The sequence below is a fragment of the Roseovarius sp. genome (genome assembly GCF_018066915.1).
Taxonomy (GTDB): domain Bacteria; phylum Pseudomonadota; class Alphaproteobacteria; order Rhodobacterales; family Rhodobacteraceae; genus Roseovarius.
The window spans coordinates 1-2,967 of the sequence record NZ_JAGPVV010000006.1; the positions used below are offsets into that span (position 1 = coordinate 1).

Sequence of the window (2,967 nt, forward strand, 5' to 3'; positions counted from 1 at the left end):
ACCAGCGCAAAGGCTGCACTGGTCAGGACAGTTCCCAACAGCTTTCTCATGTTACACTCCCTGTGTATCGCCCGGTTGCCGGGCTGTTGTTGTGGCCAGACGCTATGCCGCTGCTTGGGACGCGTCAAGCCATGCGCATATCACGGCTGAGAGAGGAACAAATCCTCCGAAGGCCAGGAAACAATTGGCAACCCGCATGCAGGGTGTTGGGCACAATAATAGCGGGCGAGAGCCTTTTCCGCCCCCGCCCATCTCGCATTGGTATCGCCTATCGGACCTCTTCTCTTCAGAGCGTGAGGATGGTCGAGCCGGTGGTCTGTCGCCCTTCCAGCGCACGATGCGCCTCTGCGACCTGATCAAGCGGGAACCGCTGACCGATATTGACCTTGACCGCGCCACTCTCGACCTTGTCGAAGAGATGCCGCGCCATGTCCTGACAGCGGGCATGATCGGCAAGAAAGGTGAATAGCGTCGTGCGCGTCAGCTTGAGCGACCCCTTGGCCGCAAGGGTCAGCAGGCTCACCGGTTCGACCGGGCCAGAGGCATTGCCAAAGGACATCATCATCCCCAAGGGCTTGAGACAGTCGAGCGACCGCTCGAACGTGTCCTTGCCCACCCCGTCCATCACCACATCCACGCCCTTGCCTTCGGTCAACGCCTTGACCTCGGCCACGAAATCGCTGTCGCGGTAATTGATGCAGGCCGTGGCACCGTTTTCCATCGCAAGGCGGCATTTCTCGTCCGTGCCAGCGGTCCCGATCAAACGGATGCCCTCCGAGCGCGCCCATTGGCAGGCCAAGAGCCCGACACCCCCGGCGGCGGCATGGAAGAGAACCGTCTGCCCCGCCTCGAGCGGCCAGACCCGGTGAAAGAGATATTCGACCGTCATCCCCTGCAACATGATCGAGGCGGCATCCTCGAAGGAAATGCCCTCTGGCAGCGGACAAACCTGCGACGCGGGCATCACCCGCGCCTCGGCATAGGCGCCCGGCGGGGTTGCGGCATAGGCGGCGCGGTCTCCGGGTTTCAGATGGGTGACACCCTCGCCCACCGCCTCGACAATCCCTGCCGCCTCCATGCCCAAGGCATGCGGATAGGTCAGCGGGTAAAGGCCCGTGCGCTGATAGACGTCGATGAAGTTCAGCCCACAGGCCATGTGCCGGATGCGGATTTGACCCGGCCCCGGCTCTCCCACTGGCCAATCAACCAGCTTCAACTCCTCTGCACCGCCTGCTTTTTCGATGATGACCGTTCGCGCCATGTCCTGCTCCCTCTCTTCTCGTCCATGTAATCTGTCGCCCTGCGGCGCATGGATCGGAATAAAGGCCACTCTGCCCCGAAAGGCAATCCCGGACCCCGTGATTGTCTGCCCGACGTGACCATGTCGAAAATCCGGGGTGGTCATCACAGGCTTGCCAGCCGGTTTTTTTGACGCTACCCAAGAGGGACGCAGGGGAGTCCCAACCAAGGGACTGAGAGGCGACTGAGAGCGATTGCTCGTTGTCGCGACCCTTTGAACCTGACCCAGTTGATACTGGCGTAGGAAGCTAGGACACGTGGTTTCGCCGACATGGGGCGTATCCTGTGGTCTGAACCGGGGGGCACACCCATGCCCTCATGCCTCTTAGCCACGCTCATCTGGTCTCTTTGCAGAACGTGACTCGAGGAGCACCAACATGAACGTCCCCACCCAAGACATCACCCCAAGCGTGACCACCGGCCCTCTGCCTGCCTCACGGAAAATCTATGTGAATGGCCAATTGCACCCCGAAATCGCGGTGCCCATGCGCGAAATCTCGACCCATCCGACCGCTGGCGAGGCCCCGCTTGCGGTTTATGACAGCTCTGGTGCCTATACCGATCCGGGCCTCACCACCGACATTCGCCAAGGCCTGCCGCCGCTCCGCCGCTCGTGGATCATGGGGCGCGGGGATGTGGAGGAGTACGAGGGCCGTCACGTCAAACCCGAGGACAATGGCTTTGTCACGGGCGAGAGGCTGGTGCCGGAATTCCCGGTGAAATCCCGCCCGCTGCGCGGCAAGCCGGGGGCGGCCCCCACCCAACTGGCCTATGCCCGCGCAGGCCTCATCACGCCCGAGATGGAATTCGTGGCCATCCGCGAAAACCAGCTGCGCGAATTGACACCCTGCCACCGCGACGGCAACGACTGGGGGGCCAATATCCCCGATTACGTGACCCCCGAATTCGTCCGCCAAGAGATCGCGGCGGGTCGCGCCATCATCCCGGCCAATATCAACCACCCGGAATTGGAACCGATGATCATCGGCCGCAATTTTCTGGTCAAGATCAACGCCAATATGGGCACCTCCGCCGTCACCTCTTCGATGGAAGAAGAGGTGGACAAGCTGGTCTGGGCGATCCGCTGGGGGGCGGACACGGTCATGGACCTCTCGACAGGCCGCAATATCCACAACACCCGAGACTGGATCATCCGCAATTCCCCCGTGCCCATCGGCACCGTGCCGATCTATCAGGCCTTGGAAAAGGTGAATGGCATTGCCGAAGACCTGACATGGGAGGTGTTCCGCGACACGCTGATCGAACAGGCCGAGCAGGGCGTGGATTACTTTACCATACATGCGGGCGTGCGTTTGCATATGGTGCCGATGACCGTGGACCGGGTGACGGGGATCGTCAGCCGTGGCGGCTCGATCATGGCCAAATGGTGCCTGCATCATCACCGTGAGTCGTTCCTTTATGAGCATTTCGAGGACATCTGCGACATCTGCCGCCAGTATGACGTGAGCTTTTCACTGGGCGACGGGCTGCGGCCCGGCTCTATCGCCGATGCCAATGACGCCGCGCAATTCGCAGAGTTGGAGACACTGGGGGAACTGACCCAGATTGCATGGGCCAAGGATTGCCAAGTGATGATCGAGGGGCCGGGCCATGTCGCCATGCACAAGATCAAGCAGAACATGGACAAGCAGCTTGAGTGTTGCCACG

Annotated in this window: 2 protein-coding genes and 1 riboswitch; of the genes, one reads left to right on the top strand and one right to left on the bottom strand. The window is 61.3% G+C overall.

All coding sequences use genetic code 11. The features are described from left to right. Nucleotides 1–286: 286 nt before the first annotated feature. Nucleotides 287–1,261 (bottom strand): quinone oxidoreductase, encoded by a 975-nt coding sequence (locus KBT70_RS00215; protein WP_296627356.1) that lies wholly within the window; start codon nt 1,259–1,261, stop codon nt 287–289. Nucleotides 1,262–1,441: 180 nt separating this feature from the next. Continuing rightward, nucleotides 1,442–1,563, top strand: a riboswitch (TPP riboswitch). Between the two features lie 113 nt (nt 1,564–1,676). On the opposite strand from KBT70_RS00215, the gene thiC reads away from it, so the two are divergent. Continuing rightward, nucleotides 1,677–2,967, top strand: a 1,291-nt coding sequence (thiC, locus tag KBT70_RS00220; RefSeq protein ID WP_296627359.1) for a phosphomethylpyrimidine synthase ThiC, incomplete at its 3' end; no start/stop codon positions are given.

What these genes read in the sequence shown, in the direction of transcription:
- KBT70_RS00215 (WP_296627356.1), bottom strand. Translation starts at nt 1,261, where the DNA reads ATGGCGCGAACGGTCATCATCGAAAAAGCAGGCGGTGCAGAGGAGTTG.